The 16,546-nt window shown below is 66.0% G+C and carries 16 protein-coding genes; 8 read left to right on the top strand and 8 right to left on the bottom strand.

Features of this window, described 5'->3' with window-relative positions:
• Window positions 1-303: 303 nt before the first annotated feature.
• From QM789_RS11845 to QM789_RS11855, 3 genes are read left to right on the top strand one after another with little or no spacing between them, the layout of a single operon-like run.
• Window positions 304-597, top strand: coding sequence for a hypothetical protein (locus QM789_RS11845; RefSeq protein WP_420352101.1), 294 nt, complete (start codon window positions 304-306; stop codon window positions 595-597).
• Window positions 576-809: a hypothetical protein gene (locus QM789_RS11850; RefSeq protein WP_420352102.1), complete on the top strand. Its 234-nt coding sequence runs from the start codon at window positions 576-578 to the stop codon at window positions 807-809. The genes QM789_RS11845 and QM789_RS11850 overlap by 22 nt, the downstream gene beginning before the upstream one ends.
• 26 nt (window positions 810-835) lie before the next feature.
• A complete protein-coding gene (locus tag QM789_RS11855; protein ID WP_420352103.1) occupies window positions 836-1,198 on the top strand; it encodes a nitrilase-related carbon-nitrogen hydrolase in 363 nt (120 codons plus the stop codon).
• A gap of 1,064 nt (window positions 1,199-2,262) precedes the next feature.
• Here QM789_RS11855 and iolB read toward each other — a convergent pair.
• Genes iolB through iolD form a run of 8 tightly spaced genes read right to left on the bottom strand, consistent with a single transcriptional unit; the run spans window position 2,263 to window position 10,975 of the window.
• Window positions 2,263-3,057, bottom strand: coding sequence for a 5-deoxy-glucuronate isomerase (gene iolB / locus QM789_RS11860; protein WP_420352104.1), 795 nt, complete (start codon window positions 3,055-3,057; stop codon window positions 2,263-2,265).
• Entirely contained in the window at window positions 3,054-3,245 is a 192-nt protein-coding gene (locus tag QM789_RS11865) for a DUF3329 domain-containing protein (RefSeq protein ID WP_420352105.1), read from the bottom strand. The genes iolB and QM789_RS11865 overlap by 4 nt, the downstream gene beginning before the upstream one ends.
• A gap of 1 nt (window position 3,246) precedes the next feature.
• Window positions 3,247-5,142, bottom strand: a complete 1,896-nt coding sequence (locus tag QM789_RS11870; RefSeq protein WP_420352106.1) for a bifunctional 5-dehydro-2-deoxygluconokinase/5-dehydro-2-deoxyphosphogluconate aldolase — start codon at window positions 5,140-5,142, stop codon at window positions 3,247-3,249.
• A gap of 46 nt (window positions 5,143-5,188) precedes the next feature.
• Window positions 5,189-6,322 carry a Gfo/Idh/MocA family protein gene (locus QM789_RS11875; RefSeq protein ID WP_420353299.1) on the bottom strand — a complete coding sequence of 378 codons (1,134 nt, stop codon included), beginning with the start codon at window positions 6,320-6,322 and terminating at the stop codon, window positions 5,189-5,191.
• Window positions 6,323-6,339: 17 nt separating this feature from the next.
• On the bottom strand, window positions 6,340-7,398 hold the full coding sequence (locus QM789_RS11880) for a sugar phosphate isomerase/epimerase family protein (protein ID WP_420352107.1): 1,059 nt from the start codon (window positions 7,396-7,398) through the stop codon (window positions 6,340-6,342).
• 2 nt (window positions 7,399-7,400) lie between these two features.
• The gene (locus QM789_RS11885; RefSeq protein ID WP_420352108.1) at window positions 7,401-8,213 is read right to left on the bottom strand and encodes an SDR family oxidoreductase; all 813 of its coding nucleotides are present in this window, start codon (window positions 8,211-8,213) and stop codon (window positions 7,401-7,403) included.
• Window positions 8,210-9,103: a myo-inosose-2 dehydratase gene (iolE, locus tag QM789_RS11890; protein ID WP_420352109.1), complete on the bottom strand. Its 894-nt coding sequence runs from the start codon at window positions 9,101-9,103 to the stop codon at window positions 8,210-8,212. The genes QM789_RS11885 and iolE overlap by 4 nt, the downstream gene beginning before the upstream one ends.
• A complete protein-coding gene (gene iolD, locus QM789_RS11895) occupies window positions 9,104-10,975 on the bottom strand; it encodes a 3D-(3,5/4)-trihydroxycyclohexane-1,2-dione acylhydrolase (decyclizing) (protein WP_420352110.1) in 1,872 nt (623 codons plus the stop codon).
• A gap of 116 nt (window positions 10,976-11,091) precedes the next feature.
• On the opposite strand from iolD, the gene iolG reads away from it, so the two are divergent.
• Genes iolG through QM789_RS11920 form a run of 5 tightly spaced genes read left to right on the top strand, consistent with a single transcriptional unit; the run spans window position 11,092 to window position 16,435 of the window.
• Window positions 11,092-12,099 (top strand): inositol 2-dehydrogenase, encoded by a 1,008-nt coding sequence (gene iolG / locus QM789_RS11900; protein ID WP_420352111.1) that lies wholly within the window; start codon window positions 11,092-11,094, stop codon window positions 12,097-12,099.
• Window positions 12,099-13,529, top strand: coding sequence for an NAD-dependent succinate-semialdehyde dehydrogenase (locus QM789_RS11905; RefSeq protein WP_420352112.1), 1,431 nt, complete (start codon window positions 12,099-12,101; stop codon window positions 13,527-13,529). Before iolG ends, QM789_RS11905 begins: the two co-directional genes overlap by 1 nt.
• A gap of 14 nt (window positions 13,530-13,543) precedes the next feature.
• Entirely contained in the window at window positions 13,544-14,350 is an 807-nt protein-coding gene (locus QM789_RS11910) for an HpcH/HpaI aldolase family protein (protein ID WP_420352113.1), read from the top strand.
• Entirely contained in the window at window positions 14,350-15,318 is a 969-nt protein-coding gene (locus QM789_RS11915; RefSeq protein ID WP_420352114.1) for a hydroxyacid dehydrogenase, read from the top strand. Before QM789_RS11910 ends, QM789_RS11915 begins: the two co-directional genes overlap by 1 nt.
• Window positions 15,311-16,435, top strand: a complete 1,125-nt coding sequence (locus tag QM789_RS11920) for a Gfo/Idh/MocA family protein (RefSeq protein ID WP_420352115.1) — start codon at window positions 15,311-15,313, stop codon at window positions 16,433-16,435. Before QM789_RS11915 ends, QM789_RS11920 begins: the two co-directional genes overlap by 8 nt.
• Window positions 16,436-16,546: the final 111 nt, after the last annotated feature.

Here is a 16,546-nt window from a genome sequence, read left to right on the forward strand (position 1 = left end):
TTCTCAGCCGAAAGCCGGGTATCCGAATCCACTCCCAAGCCTGAAAAATGCTCAGATTCGCGGCGATCACGCGAGGTCAGACATTTTCGCAAAGAATTATCGGGCAGCCCCAAACTTCCCCCATTCACGGATCCAACATGTCGATCCCCATCTTGACAGGGGGAAGGATCGCTCCCTGGCCTTTGAACCACGCCGCGAGCAATGGCGCCCTGTTATCCCGCTGCCAAACCTCTCAGATATGTCGGCAACGTTGCCCCGAAGCAGATTTCTGCTGTCGTTTTTTTGTCGTCTGGGGTGACGCGAATGCAGATCGAGCTACCGAGCGGATTGCTGTTTTCCCGAACCGGTTCCTATGGGACGGTCGCGCATTCCTTGCTGAACGGCGCGCTTCTGGCCTGCCGGGAGGCCAACGAAACTTCGGGGATCGGCGTCCGGCTGCTGCCGCAAATCCGCGATCCTTACGAAATCCTCGATAATTACGCCACAGCCATCCAGCCGTTTCTCGATCAGGATACCCACTATTCGTCGACAGCTACGACGTCGGTAACAACGTCTAAGTCTTCAACTGGCTGTTCATGGCGCTCGGCCTCAGCCTGATCTGCGGCTACGGCGGCGCCGAGTTTCGGCCAGACGGCCTTCTTCGGCGTCGCGGGCTACAGCGACGGGTGCTGTCGATCAACCTCGGCTATGCCGATGGGCTGACGCTGTTCTCGCTCCTGCTCTCGGCCGGGATCAGTGCGCTTTTCGCCGCCATCCTCGGTTATTTCATATTCGTATCAGCGGTGTGTTCCTCGGCATCGTGTCCCTGACGGTGAAACTCGTTCTCGAACGTTTCATGGCGCAGACCGCAGGGCATGCGGTTCCGGGCGGCGTGACCACGGTGGACTTCGAACGGGTCGCGGGGATCGCCACTGATGCCCGGCGGCAGGGGGTCGAACTTATCGTCTTCCCGGAACGGGCGCTGACCGGAACCGGCACGGTAGGCCTTCGGCGCAATGGGCCCGAACGCGCCACAATGGTGCGTCTGTTACGCGGCCTCGGCCTCGCGATCGTCGCGGGCTTCGCCGAGGCGGCGGAGGACGGCCCCGACAACGCCGCTTTTCTGGTGGCAGGAGGAAACATCCGGGGCATCTCATCTGTCCGGCGAAGATCACGCCCGGGCCCGCCCGGAGAGGATTGGGTGGGATCGGCCTGCTGATCGGGCATGACACGTTTTCCCGAAGCGGCGCGGATTCTCGCGCTTGAAGGCTGCGATATGATCGCCTTTCCGGCGCAGCGCGATGCCGATTTCTTCACCCCTACCTCGGGACAGGCATCGCGCAGCCAGGAACTATTCCGACCGGCCCCGATCCCTGTCACGGCATGAGTTCCGCATTCGCGCCGGAGAGAACAGTGCCTACACGTTGTTTGCCAATGCCTGCGACGGAAGCGGCATTCGGCCCGGACACCTCCGCCTTTCCCCGAGAGGAAGTGATCCTGGGCCTTCGTCTGCGGGTCCATCGACTGCCGCAACGGCGATCACCGCTATCCCACCGCCACCGTCCGCCGCAAGGATCTCGTCGCGATGGGCCCGAACCCTTGCTCCGATAGCGGTCCGGGCCTGATCGGCGCGCATCAACCCACCGGTCATGCAGTTTCAGCGGCACGAACCGGCCTACGGCTATGGCCTCTCGATCACGCCAGTGGCCTTGCGACACGGGACACAGAGCTTGCAAAAGCGCAGGATCGGGCCATCCGTCCGGTATCCGCGCAAGGATAAGCACAGGCAGATCCTCGCAACCGGAATTCCCTGGCATTGCCGTGGCGCTGCCGCCCGGGAGTGCCGTTTACCGGCCAGATCGCATCGCCCTCTGCCGGTCCTTCGGCAGGGCGCCTACAAGGACATATCCCCGGTTTCGGACATGGGCGTTCGCGAAAGCGACGGAGGGCGGGTGAAACGCGTTTCCGTGAAATCCGGATGATATGCCAACAGAGGCGGCATTGCGTTATGGAAATCGGTTCTCCTGATGGCGGGTTCGGACGTGACGCCCGAACCGAATCCGACAACGGCGAAAATCATCATGCCGATATGGCATTGGTCGATACCACCGTCCTTTTCGTGCGGCACTGGCCTGCCCTCCGGAATCCCAAAACCGAACATAACGCGATCAAGGCGCGGTTTCGCGGATCCTGCAACGCGGTGGGATGAGCGAATGTCGACCGCCGAAACCGCTGACAATATCGCGCCATTAGGGTTTTTCGATCCCAATTCCCCAGAAACGCTCAGAACAGATGCGCAACCTCTGGCGCAGGCACGAAACGCCATTTGCGCAGCGGCCCGGCCATCACGTTCAGGTAATACATCTGAAAGCCGACCGGCACGCCGCAGGGGTGATGGCCGCGCGGAACCAGAACGACATCGCCGTTGCGAACGGTCATCGTTTCGTTCAACGCCCCGTCGTCGGTATAGACCCGCTGAAAGCCGAAGCCATCGGGCGGGTCCAGCCGGTGATAATAAGTTTCCTCCAGATAGGTGATCCGGGGATAATCATCTTCGTCATGCCGGTGACTGGGGTAAGAGGACCAGTTGCCCCCAGGTGTGAATACTTCGGTCACCAGCAGGCTGTCGGCGACGGGATCGGCCTCCATCGCGATATTGTTGATGAAGCGCGTATTCGCACCCGCACCGCGTTGCGTCAGTGTGATCCCCTCCGGGCCCAGGCGTCGCGCTGCGTGCCCGCCATGCCCGGGGGCGCCGCAGACCGCGATGATGCAGTCGGTCTGCGCCACGGCCTCCCACCGCTCTCCATTCGGGACGTAAAGGCAGTGCGGCGGGGTCTTTTCAAAGACGCTCATGCGATCGCCCAGAATGCCCCAATCCGTGCCCGCCGCGCGAAATGCCGCCTTCCCTTCGACCATGACCAGAATGACCTCGTTGCCGCCGGTCTCCTCGACTGCGGTCTCACCCGGTCTCAGCCGGTAGAGACCGAAACTGACATAGCTCCAACCGGCGGACCCCGGCGTCACGTCAAAGACCTTGCCCCTGTCGGCAGAGGCCCGCAGCAGCAGATTGCTCATCCGTTTCCTCCTGACGGGTTGAATGTCACGAAAAAGCGCCAGCCCGCATAAAGCCCGATGGCGCAAAAGATCACGCCGAAGAACGGCGCGCCGGTAATGAATTCAAACAGCCCCCAGCCCAGAGCACAGGCGACCAGCAGCAGCCGGATCCAGAGCGGGCGATAAAAGGCGTTATCCAGATCGAACACGTCAGCCCCCCGATGCGCGCGCTTCGTCCCAGATCCGGCAAAGCGCGGCGTATTTCCTGGCCATTTCCGCCACGGCGGCATCGTCGGCCATTGCGCCCCGGAACCACTGCCGGGCGACGTCGCCGAAGATGGTGCGGCCGACGGCGAAGCCCCTGACCAGCGGGAAGCTGGCCGCGACCTGGAAGCTGGCGGCCAGTTCCGCCTCGGGCGCGTCGAGCCCGAGGACGACGATGCCGCGGGTGTGGCGGTCGTGCTCCTTGATGGCGGCAATGGCATTGGCCCAGCCCGTGCGGGTCTTCATCGGTTCCAGCTTCCACCAGTCCGGATAAATGCCCGCGGCGTAGAACTGCCGGATCAGTGTGGCGGTGGTGTCGTCATCGACCGGGCCGACCTTGGAGGGGATGATTTCCAGCAGGAATTCCAGTCCGTTGCGGCGCGCGGCGGTGTAAAGCCGTTTGACCGTCGCCTCCTGCGCCTGCCGCGTGGCGGCATCGTCGTCGGGATGGCAGAAACACAGAACCTTGACGACGTTCTCGCGCGCCCATTCGGACAGGCCGCCGCAATCGGGGCCGAGTTCGGGTTCCAGTTCCAGCGGGCGCGACCCCGGCCATTCGCAGGGCCGCCCGATCCACAACCCCGTCCCCGAAGCCGCATGCAGCGCCCGCCGCCCGATGCGGTTGTCGCACAGGATGCCATGGCCCGGCTTGCCATCCGCCACCCGCAGCGCCGCCTTCAGGCACAACTCCTTGAAGGCACCGCCCTTTTCCGGCGTATAGCCGTCCATGTCCTCCAGTTGCGCCCGGTGGTCGAAGGCGAAGACCCGCATCGCGGACCAGTCGCCCTTGCGGTTGGTGGACCAGTGGACCTGCTCCAGATCGGCGTCGTTGCGCAGGTCGGGTCGCACGATCCCGCGCTGGAGGAAGAAGTCCAGCTCGGACAGCGACGGATAGGCCGGGGTGCAGCCATGGCGGCTGACGGCAAAAGCGCCGCAGGCATTGGCATATTCCAGCGCGCGGGGCCAGCTTTCGCCATCCAGCCAACCCTTCAGCAGCCCCGAGAAGAAGCCATCGCCCGCGCCCAGCACGTTGAACACCTCGATCGGGAAGCCGGGGCCGGTCTGGCCGCTTTCCCAGCCCTCGACGGCGCTCTCGAAGGCCACCGCCCCCTTGGCGCCGCGCTTGCAGATCAGCGTGGCCGCGCTGACCGCCCGCACCGCGCGCAGCGCGGCGATGGTGTCGGTGCTGCCGCCCGCGATGTGGAACTCTTCCTCGGTGCCGACGATCAGGTCGAAGAAATGCAGCGTCGATTGCAGCTTGGCGGTGACGGCGGCGCTTTCGACAAAGCGGCTTTCGCCCGCGCCATGCCCGGCCACGCCCCAGAGGTTCGGGCGATAGTCGATGTCCAGCGCCGTGCGCGCGCCATGCTTGCGGGCCAGGTCCAGCGCCTTCAGCACGGCGGCCTCGGTGCGCGGATGCGACAGATGCGTGCCGGTCGCCACGACCGAGCGCGCCCCGGCGATGAACCCCTCGTCGATGTCGTCTTCGCTCAGCGCCATGTCGGCGCAGTTCTCGCGGTAGAAGATCAGCGGAAAGCTGTCCTCGTCGCGGATGCCGAGCAGCACGAGCGCCGTCAGCCGCTCCGGATCGGTCGCGACGCCGCGGGTATCGACGCCCTCGCGGGCGAGCTGTTCGCGGATGAAGCGGCCCATATGCTCGTCGCCGACCCGCGTGATCACCGCCGAACGCAACCCCAGCCGCGCCGTCCCGCAGGCGATATTGGTGGGCGAGCCGCCGATATATTTGGCAAACGACCCCATATCTTCCAGCCGGCCACCAACCTGCTCCCCATACAGATCAACCGACGAACGGCCGATCGTGATCACGTCAAGTGTCTTCATGGTCTCCTCCCCTGTCCTCCTGCACGGCCCCGGGGGCCGCGGATCGTCAAACCGCCACGGGCGTCAGCCAGGGCTGGCCGTCCGCCTCATGGCTGTCCACCACCGCCTCGACGAAGGCGACCCCCTTCAGCCCGTCATGGGCCAGAGGCAGGTTCTGCCCCAGAAGGCCGGGGGCGCGCCCTTCCTTCCGCGCGCGGATCGCCTCGGCGAAGCCAGCGTAAAGGTTGGCGAAGGCTTCCAGATAGCCCTCAGGATGGCCGGGGGGCGTGCGGATCCGCAGCTTGGCATCCTCGGAAAGATCCTCCGCCCCGCGCTTGAGGATCTGCATCCGCCCGTCCAGAGGGGTGAGGACCAGTTCGTTCGGCTGTTCCTGAAACCATTGCAGCGAGCCCTTGTCGCCGAACACCCGCAGCCGCACGCCGTTGGAATTTCCGATCGCGACCTGCGAGGACCACAGCAAGCCCCGCGCCCCGCCCTGATAGCGCATCATCACATGCGCATTGTCATCGAGCGCCCGACCGCCCACGAAGGTCGCCAGATCGGCGGTCAGGCTTTCCAGTTTCAGCCCCGTCACGAAGCCCGCGAGATGATAGGCATGGGTGCCGATGTCGCCGATGGAACCGCCGCGCCCGTTCTTCTTCGGGTCCGTCCGCCAGGCCGCCTGCGCGTTGCCCTGCTGTTCGATGGCCGTCGCCATCCATTCCAGCGGATATTCCACCTGCACCGTGCGGATCGCGCCCAGTTCGCCGCGCGCCACGCGGACGCGGGCCTCATGCACCATCGGATAGCCGGAATAGGTATAGGTCACCCCGACGAAACGGCCGCTTTCCCGCGCCAGCGCCTCCAGCGCCACGGCATCCTCCAGCGTCGCGGTCAGAGGCTTTTCACAGATCACGTCGAACCCCGCCTTGATCAGCGCCTTCGCGATCGGGTAATGGGTGAAGTTCGGCGTGCAGATCGCCACGGCGTCCACCCTGTCCGCACGACCCGCCTCGCCCGCGATCAACTCCTGATAGCTGCCGTAGCTGCGTGCCGGATCCAGCCCCTGCGCGATGGCAAAGGCGCGGCCCCGTTCGGGGTCCACGTCGAAGGCCCCGGCCACCAACTGCCATTGCCCATCCAACCGCGCCGCAAGCCGGTGGATATTGCCGATATAGGCGCCCTCCCCGCCTCCCACCATTCCAAGACGCAACATCGTCACCCCTCCAGTCCGAGCATCGCCCGGTTGGCGCCGCGATTGGCGCCGGATTTCACGAAATCATCAAAGGCGCGGTCCGACACCCGGATGATATGGTCCGCGATGAACTGCGCGCCTTCGCGGGCGCCGTCCTCGGGGTTCTTGACGAAACATTCCCATTCCAGCACCGCCCAGCCGTCGAAGCCATAGGTCGTCAGCCTGGTGAAGACCGCGCCGAAATCGACCTGCCCGTCACCCGGCGACCGGAACCGCCCCGCGCGCTTCGACCACGGTTGATAGCCGCCATAGGCGCCGGACTTGCCATCCGGGCGGAACTCGGCATCCTTGACGTGGAAGGTCTTGATCCGCTCGTGGTAGTGGTCGATGAAGGCCAGGTAATCCAGCGCCTGAAGCACGAAATGGCTGGGGTCATACATCAGGTTGGCACGGGGGTGGTGCTTCACCTTCTCCAGGAAATATTCCCAGCTATGGCCGTCATGCAGATCCTCGCTCGGGTGGATCTCGTAGCAGACATCCACGCCATGCGCGTCGAAATCGTTCAGGATCGGCGTCCAGCGTTTCGCGAGTTCATCGAACCCTTCCTCGACCAACCCCTCCGGCCATTGCGGATAGGGATAGAGGTAAGGCCACAGCAGTGCGCCCGAGAAGGTCACATGCCGGTCCACGCCGAACCGCTTCGAGGCCCGCGCCGCGAACCGCAACTGCTCCTCGGCCCATGCCCGGCGTGCGGCCGGATTGCCACGCACCTGTTCGGGGGCGAAGCTGTCCATGATGACGTCATGCGCCGGATGCACCGCCACAAGCTGCCCGGTGATATGCGAGGCGAATTCGGTAATCTGAAGCCCGTTATCGGCCAGGATCCCCTTGATCTCGTCACAATAGGCGTCGCTTTCGGCGGCCTGCTTCATGTCGATCAGGCGGGTGTCCCAGGTCGGGATCTGGACGCCCTTGAACCCCTTCCCCGCCGCCCATTCCGCCAGGCCGGGCAGTGAGTTATAGGGCGCATCATCCGCCGCGAACTGGGCCAGGAAGACACCCGGCCCCTTGATGGTCCGCATCGTCACGCCTCCAGCTTCGCTGCGGGCACCGGGGCATCGTCATAGCCGCCGTGGACGGATTGGTCGAACGGGATCACCGCCCCGGTCATCATGCCGCTGTCGTCGGAGGCCATCCACAGCACGGCCCGCGCGACCTCCTTCGGGTCGAGGATCCGGCCAAAGGGTTTCTGCGCCGCCGCCCGGTCGATGAAATCGGGATCGCCGGTTTCCGACAGCACCAGCGCGCGTTCGTGGTCCGAGTTCATCCAGCCGATATCCAGCTGGTTCACATGGATCCGGTGCCGCATCAGCGCAAAGCCCGCGTGCCGGGTCAGCGTCGCCAAGGCTCCCTTGGACCCCGCATAGGGCGCGAGGAACGGTTGCCCCACCAGCGCCGACATCGAGCCGATATTGACGATGCGGCCCTCGATCCCCTCGCGGATCATTACCTTGGCCGCGTCCTGCATCAGGAAGAACGGCGCGCGGGCGTTGACCGCGAACATGCGGTCGAACAGGTCGGGCGTGGTGTTCAGCATGTTGCCCCGGTCGGTCAGGCCGGCGGCATTGACGAGGATGTCTACGCGCCCGAACCGCTTGTCGGCGGCGGGGATGATGGCCTGCACGTCTCCGATGTTGCCCAGATCGGCGGCGACCATCTCGACCGGCACGCCGGTCGCGCGCGCGATCTCCTCCGCGACGTTCCGGCCCTTGTCCACGCCCCGGCCGACGATCACGATACCCGCCGCGCCCGCCTCTGCGAACAGCCGCGCGATGGCCGCGCCAAGCCCCTGCGTGCCGCCGGTAACGACGGCGATCTTTCCATCAATGCGGTTCATTTCACCACCTCATAACCCGCCGCCGCCATCACGCGCAGCAGTTCCCCATGCCCTTTTTTCGCCATTTCCAGCGGCGGATTCGCGACCGGATCCTGTTCCGCCTCGACCACGAACCACCCCTCGTAGCCCTTCCCCGCCAACGCCTTGACGATGGCCTCGAAATCCAGGTCGCCATCGCCCGGCACGGTGAAGGCGCCCTTGATCACCGCGTCGAGGAAGCTGTCCCGGCTCCGGTCCAGCCCGTCCAAGACCACGCGGCGGATGTCCTTGGTATGGACATGGGTGATCCGCGCGTGGTGGTTTTCGATCACCCGCATCACGTCGCCCCCGGCAAAGGCCATGTGCCCCGCGTCGCACAGGAGCGGCACCGAGGAGTGCTTCATGAACAGGTCAAGCTCCGCCTCCGTCTCCACCGCCGCCGCCATGTGGTGGTGATAGGAGAGCGGCATCCCCTGCGCTGCGCACCAGTCGGCGAAATCCGACATCTTGCGGCCATAGGCGGCCATCTCTGTTTCAGTCAGCTTCGGCTTGGTGGCCAGTGGCGCGGACCGCACGCCCTGAATGGACCGGGCGGTTTCGCCATAGACGATGCAGGGCGCCCCCGCCGCGATGAAGAACGCCATCTGCCGCGCGATGCGGTCCTTCTCCGCCTCGATGTCGCCGTCCAGCAGCAGGCCCGAGAACCAGCCGCCACAGACCGAGATCCCGAAACGGTCGAGGACCGGCCCCAGTTCGGCCATGTCCATCGGAAAGCGGCGCCCGGTCTCCATGCCGGTGAACCCGGCAACGGAGGCCTGCCGCAAGCATTCCTCAAGGCTGACGTCATCCGACAGTTCGGCCAGATCGTCGTTCCACCACGCGATCGGCGCGATACCCAGTTTTGCTTTCATTTACACACCCCGCCGTTGCGCTTCACGGATCTTTTCCTGCGCCGCACGCGCGGCACGGACGGTTTCAAAAGTCGAGATTTCCGGCACGCCGACATCCCAATCCGCATCCCCCGGCACCCATTTCCAGGCATCCGAGACGATCGAGATCACCGTCACCCCGTCATGGGCCAGCGCCGTCTTCATCGCGGTTTCCAGATCGGCAAGGCTTTCGGCCTTGATCGCGCGGGCGCCCATCGCCTCGGCATGTCTGACGAAATCGACATGCAGCGGGTTGTCGCGGTTCCGGATCCGGCAATCGGCCAGCAGGTTGTTGAAGCCCGGCACGCCCTTGGCCTGTTGCAGCCGGTTGATGACCGCGAAGCCGCCGTTGTCGCAGACCACCACGACCATCCTGTGGCCGGTCAGCACCGCCGAATAGATGTCCGAATTCATCATCATATAGGTGCCGTCGCCCAGCATGACGATGGGCGTGCCGCCCGTAGCACCCGGCCCCTCCTGCGCCATGGCACAGCCCCATCCGGCCGAGATTTCATACCCCATGCAGGAAAATCCGAATTCGCAGTCGAAGGTGTTCGGGTTCTTGACCCGCCAGCCCTTGGTGACCTCGCCCGGGGTGCCACCCGCTGCGGAAATCAGCGTGTCATCCGGCCCGGCGACACTGTTCAGCACACCCACGACCTGCGCATAGGAGGGCACCGGATCATTCGTCGGCGCCTGATGTTCGTCCACAAGCGCGTTCCATTCGGCGAACAGATCCTTCGCGTGTTTCATCAGCCCGGCATCGGCGGCGTAATCGCCAAGCGCCGCATCCAGCTCGCCGATGGTTTCCAGCGCATCGCCCACCACGGGCAGCGCGCGGTGCTTCATCGCATCGAACCGCGCCGCGTTGACGGAAATGAACTGCGCATCCGCGGCGAAGGCCGTCCACGATCCGGTGGTGAAATCCTGTAGCCGGGTGCCGATGGCCAGGATCACGTCGGCCTCCTTCGCCAGCGCATTGGCCGAGGTCGAGCCGACGATGCCGATCGGCCCGGCATGGACCGGATGGTCATGCGTCAGCGCGCCCTTGCCCGCGATGGTCTCGACCACCGGGATGCCGCGTTTGGCGGCGAAATCGGCCAATGCGTTTTCGGCCAGCGAATAGCGCACGCCGCCGCCCGAGATGATCAGCGGCTTCTTCGACGTTTTCAGCAGGTCGGCCGCCGCTGCAACCGCATCACGGTCCGGCCGCGGGCGCGGGATCGCCCAGAGGCGCGGCGCAAAGAACACCTCGGGGTAGTCATAGGCCAGTTCCTGCGTGTCCTGCGCCAGCCCGATGAAGGCCGGGCCGCAATCGGCGGGGTCCAGCATGGTGGCGATGGCCTGCGGCAACGACTGCATCAACTGCTCGGGCAGCACGATCCGGTCCCAGTAGCGCACGACCGGCCTGAAGGCATCGTTCGCGGTGAGGGTCGGATCACCGAAATGCTCGACCTGCTGCAACACCGGATCGGGGAGGCGATTCGCGAAGGTGTCGCCCGCCAATAACAGCACCGGCAGGCGGTTCGCCATCGCCACCCCCGCCGCCGTCACCATGTTCAGCGCCCCCGGCCCGATCGAGGTCGCGGCCACCATCACCTGCCGCCGCCGCTTGGCCTTGGCAAAGCCGATGGCGGCCAGCGCCATGCCCTGCTCGTTCTGGCCGCGCCAGGTCGGCAACTGGTCCTGCACCTGTTCCAGCGCCTCGGACAGGCAGGTCACGTTGCCATGCCCGAAGATGCCGAAGACGCCCGCGAACAGCGGAACGCGCGTGCCGTCGATCACGGTGAACTGGTTGCAAAGGTAACGGACAAGGGCCTGAGCCATGGTCAGGCGCACGGTCTTGCGGGTCATCTCGCCTCCTCCTGCGGATGGTGTCTGGCGGACGATACGGAATGATGATTGACAATGCAATAGTTCTGCAATGATTATTGCGGTGAGAATTCGGAGGGAATTTCGGGAGGAACCTCATGACAGGAATCGCCGTCCTCGGCACCGGCCGGATTGGCCGCATGCACGCCGAAAACATCGCTGCCCATCCGCGCGCCCGGCTGGCTGGCGTCTATGACATCCATGCCCCGGCGGCGGCCGAAGTGGCCACCCGTCTGAGCGTGCCGCAATTCGATTCGGTCGAGGCGGCGCTGGCCGCGCCCGGCGTGGACGCGGTGCTGATCGCCAGTTCCACCGCCACCCATGCCGACCTGATCGAACAGTCGGTCGCGGCCGGAAAGGCCATCCTGTGCGAAAAGCCTATCGACCTGTCGCTCGACCGGGTGAACGCCTGCGCGGCGAGGATTGCGGGCACCAGACTGCCGATCATGCTCGGCTTCGTGCGCCGGTTCGACAGCGGCCATGCCGGAGTGCGGCGGGCCATCGAATCGGGCCGGATCGGCGAATTGCATCAGGTCGCCATCACCTCGCGCGATCCGGGCATGGCGCCGGAAGCCTATATCGAGGTGTCGGGCGGCATCTTCCGCGACATGACGATCCACGATTTCGACATGGCCCGCTTCATCTTGGGCGAGGAGGTGACCGAGGTGAGCGCCACCGGTTCGCGTCTCGTCGATCCCGCGCTGATGGAACGCTGCGGGGATTACGACACCGTGACCGTGGTGCTGAAAACCGTATCGGGCAAGCAGGCGGTCATCACCAATTCGCGCCGTGCGGTCTATGGCTATGACCAGCGGGTCGAGGCCTTCGGCAGCGCGGGCATGGCGATTTCGGAGAACCGGACGATGGATCATGTCCGGCTTTACGGCGAAGAATTCACCGACCGCGCCGCGCCGTTGAAGAACTTCTTCATCGACCGCTATGCCGATGCCTTCGCCGCCGAGATCGGCGCCTTCGTGGACGCCATAGAACAGGGCAAGCCGGTTCCGGTGGGCTTCGAGGACGGGCGGCAGGCGCTGATCCTCGCCGAGGCCGCGCTCCGCTCCATCGCCGAGGGCCGCACCGTCGCAACCGCGGAGATCGGCTGATGTATGCTCGGTTCGGACTGTTCATCGACGGGAGTTGGGCTCCCGGAACCGACAGCGGGGAGGTCATCTCCCCGGTCACCGAAAAGCCGCTCGGGGTGGTGCCGCTCGCCACGGTGGACGAAACGAAGGCGGCGCTGGATGCCGCCGCCCGCGCCCTGCCCCGGTTGCGCGAGATGGGCGGCTTCGCCCGCGCCGATGCGCTGCACAAGGCGGCGGACGAGATGATCCGCCGCGCGGAGGAAGCCGCGCGGATGATCTCCGCCGAGACCGGCAAGCCGATCGCGCAGGCCGGCCGGGAATGGGCCCTGGCCTGCGACCAGTTCCGCTGGTTCGCCGAGGAGGCGCGGCGCATCTACGGCCGCCTCGTCGAAAGCCGCGTGCCCGGCGGTCGGTTCGAGGTGACGCGCGAGCCGGTGGGCATCGTCGGCGCCTTCACCGCCTGGAATTTCCCCGCCGCGCTGCCCGCGCGCAAGCTGGCCCCGGCGCTGGCGGCGGGCTGCCCGGTGGTGCTGCGGCCATCCTCGCAGACGCCCGGCGTGGCGATGGTGATGGTGGACTGCCTGCGCGCAGCGGGGCTGCCCGATGGCGCGGTGAACCTGGTCGTGGGCTCCACCGCCGCCACCTATGCCCCGGTCATGGCCGATACCCGCGTGCGCAAGGTCAGCCTGACCGGCTCCACCCGCGTGGGCCAGCAGATGATCCGCGACGCCGCCGACACGGTGAAGAAGGTCAGCATGGAATTGGGCGGCAACGCGCCGCTGATCATCCATGACGATGCCGACCTGCAAGCCGCGCTGGACCTGACCGTGCCCACGAAATTCGCCAATTGCGGGCAGGTCTGCGTGACGCCCGACCGGATCTTCGTCCATGACAGCCTGCATGACGCCTTCGTCGCGGGTTTCGTCGCGCGCACGGCGCAGATCCGGCTGGGCGACGGGCTGGACCCCGGGACCGGCATGGGCCCCCTGATCAACCGCGGGCGGCTGGAGGAGATCGAATCCATCGTCGCCGACGCGCTGCGCAGCGGCGCGACACTGGCCCACGGCGGCAAGCGCCCGGCGCATCTGAACAGCGGCTATTTCTTCGAGCCGACCGTGCTGACCGATGTCACCGACGACATGAAGGTCTTTGCCGGAGAGAACTTCGGCCCGATCGCCGCGATCACCCGGTTCTCGACCGAGGACGAAGCACTGACCCGCGCCAATGCCTCCGACATGGGGCTGTCGGCCTATGCCTTCACCCGCTCACCCGAGCGGGCGCGGCGTATGGTTGCGGCGCTGAAGGCCGGGATGGTCGGGATCAACAGCTTCGCGCTGGCGGCATCGGAGGCACCGTTCGGCGGCACCAACCATTCCGGCATGGGCCGCGAAGGCGGGACCGAGGGCATCGAGGACTACCTCGACACCAAGCTCGCGCAGATCGTGTTCTAGGGGGAGGAAACGCGATGTTCACCAACAAGTTGAAGCAACATTGGGCCGAGGGCCGCGCCGCGATCAACGGCTGGCTGTCCATCGGCAATCCCTTCACCGCCGAGATCATGGCGGCGCAGGGCTATGACAGCATCACCATCGACGCGCAGCACGGCGCGCTGGACTATAGCGCCGTCCTGCCGATGCTACAGGCAATGCGGGCCTCCGGCGTGACGCCGATTGTCCGCGTGCCGTGGCGCGAGCCGGGCGCGATCATGAAGGCGCTGGACGCGGGCGCACAGGGCATCATCTGCCCGATGGTCAATTCCGCCGAAGAGGCGGCGGAATTCGTCAGCTACCTGCGCTATCCGCCGCTTGGCCAACGCAGCTACGGCCCGACCCGCGCCGCCTTCGCCTATGGCAGCTATGGCCTGGCCGCGAATGACGAGGTTCTGGCGCTGGCGATGATCGAAACCCGGCAGGGGGTGGATAACCTCGATGCGATCGCGGCGACGCCCGGCCTCGACGGCATCTATATCGGCCCGGCGGATCTGACGCTCGGCACGCAGGAGGGACGCCTGCCCCCCGGTTTCGACCGCGAGGAACCCGAGATCATCGCGCTGATCCAGCGCATCAGGGACGCCTGCAAGGCGAACGGCATCCGCGCCTGCATCCATTGCGGCACGCCGGACTATGCCGCCCGGGCCATCGGCTGGGGGTTCGACCTGACCACGGTCGGCGGCGATACCCGGCTGCTCGCCACCGCCGCCGCCGCCTCGGTCGCCAGATGGCGCGAGCTGACCGGCTCCGCCCCCGTCGCCGCCACGAAAGGAGCCTATTGATGCCGCATCTTCTCGTTGCCGGAAAGCTGCATCCCTCGGGCGAGGCGCTGCTGCGCGACCTGCCCGCGCGCGGCATCAGCGTGGATTATGTCGAGGAAGTATCCGAACCCTCCTACGCGCCCCTGATCCACAAGGCCGACGCGCTGCTGATCCGCACGCAGCCGCTCACCGCCGCGACGGTGGCGCTGGCCGAACGGCTGAAGGTCGTGTCGCGCCACGGGGTCGGCTATGATTCCGTTGACCTTGCGGCGCTGAACGCGCGCGGCATCGCGCTGACCATCGTCGGCGACGTGAATTCGATCTCGGTCGCCGAACATGCGATGATGCAGCTTCTGGCCGCGGCCAAGCGCGTGCTGCTGGCCGACCGCGCGGTGCGCGAGCCGGGCCAGTGGGGTTGGCGCAACAGGCTGGAACAGCAGGAGATTTCGGGAAAGAACCTGTTGATCATCGGCTATGGCCGCACCGGGCAGCGCCTGGCCCGCATGGCGGCGGGCTTCGCGATGAACGTCCGCGCGCATGACCCTTACCTCGCCCGTAAGGGCTGGCCCGATGGTCCGGTGGCCGAGGCCGCCGATCTGGACGACGCGCTGGCCTGGGCCGACTGCATCTCGATCCATGTGCCGAAGGCCGACAGGCCGACACTGGGCACGCGCGAGATTGCACTGATGAAGCCCGGCGTCATCCTCGCCAATACCGCCCGGGGCGGCGTGGTGGACGAGGCGGCGCTGGCCGCTGCGCTCGCCTCCGGACAGGTCGGCGCCGCCGGGGTCGATGTGTTCGACACCGAACCGCCCGGCACCTCGCCGCTCTTTGTGCATCGCAACGCGCTCCTGTCGCCCCATATCGCCGGGCTGACCGCCGAATGCGGCGAACGCATGGCCATCGCCGCGATCCACAACGCGCTGAGTTACCTGGACGGCACCATCGACCCGCAACTGATCGTCAACCCGGAATTCGCCCATGTCTGACAAACCCGTCCTGCGTATCGGCCTGATCGGCACCGGCTTCATGGGCAAGGCCCATGTCTTCGGCTTCGCCACCGCCCAGAAGGTCTTCGACCTGCCCTATCGGCTGGAGCTTCACACCGTCGCCGATGTGACCGAGGCAGCCGCCACCCGCGCCGCCGCCGAATTCGGCTTTGCCCATGCCACCACCGATTGGCGCAGCATGCTTGCCACCCCCGACATCGACGTGATCGACATCACCACCCCGAACGCCCTGCACAAGGAAATGGCGCTGGCGGCCATCGCCGCTGGCAAGCATGTCTATTGCGAAAAGCCGCTGGCGCCCTTGGCCGCGGATGCGCGTCAGATGGCGGATGCGGCCAGTGCCCGGGGCGTCAAGACGCAGGTCGGCTTCAACTACCTGTGCAACCCGATGCTGCGTCTTGCGCGCGACATGATCGCAGCGGGGGAACTGGGCGAGATCCGCGGCTATCGCGGCCTGCACGCCGAGGATTACATGGCCGATGCCGAAGGCCCCTGGACCTTCCGCCACGATCCGGCGGGGGGCGGCGCGCTGGCCGATATTGGCAGCCATGCGCTGGCCACCGCCGAATTCCTGCTCGGCCCGATCAGCGAGGTCATGGGCGATTGCGTCACGATGATCCACCAGCGGCCCGACGGCAAGGGCGGCACCCGCGCCGTCGAGGTCGATGATGTCGGGCGCGCGTTCCTGCGGTTTGCCAGTGGCGCGCAGGGCTCCGTCGAGGGCAACTGGATCGCCACCGGCCGCAAGATGCAGCATGATTTCGAGGTCTATGGCACGAAGGGCGCGCTGGCCTTCAGCCAGGAACGCTTCAACGAGCTGCATTTCTACGCGGCCTCGGATGCCCCCGGTCGGCGCGGTTTCCGCCGCATCGAGGCGAGCCCGGATCATCCCCCCTACGGACGTTTCTGCGTCGCCCCGGGCCATCAGATCGGCTTCAACGACCTGAAGGCGATAGAGATCGAAGGCTATCTGCGCGCCATCGCCGGAGAAATCCCCGAGCCGTTCGGTTTCGCGGCGGGCCTGCGGATCCAGCGGCTGGTCGAGACGATCCACCGCTCTTCCTCGGCGCGGCAATGGATGACCGTCACGGCCTGAGTGCCCGGCCATACCCGCCAGGCGGTGCGGCGCAAAAGACCGCCTGAGTGAAGGAGAACAGGCATCAGGGGCTTGGCGTTCTGCAATATTTGTTGCAAACATGATGAAAGA

This window comes from Paenirhodobacter sp. (assembly GCF_047600745.1).
Taxonomy (GTDB): Bacteria; Pseudomonadota; Alphaproteobacteria; order Rhodobacterales; family Rhodobacteraceae; genus Rhodobacter.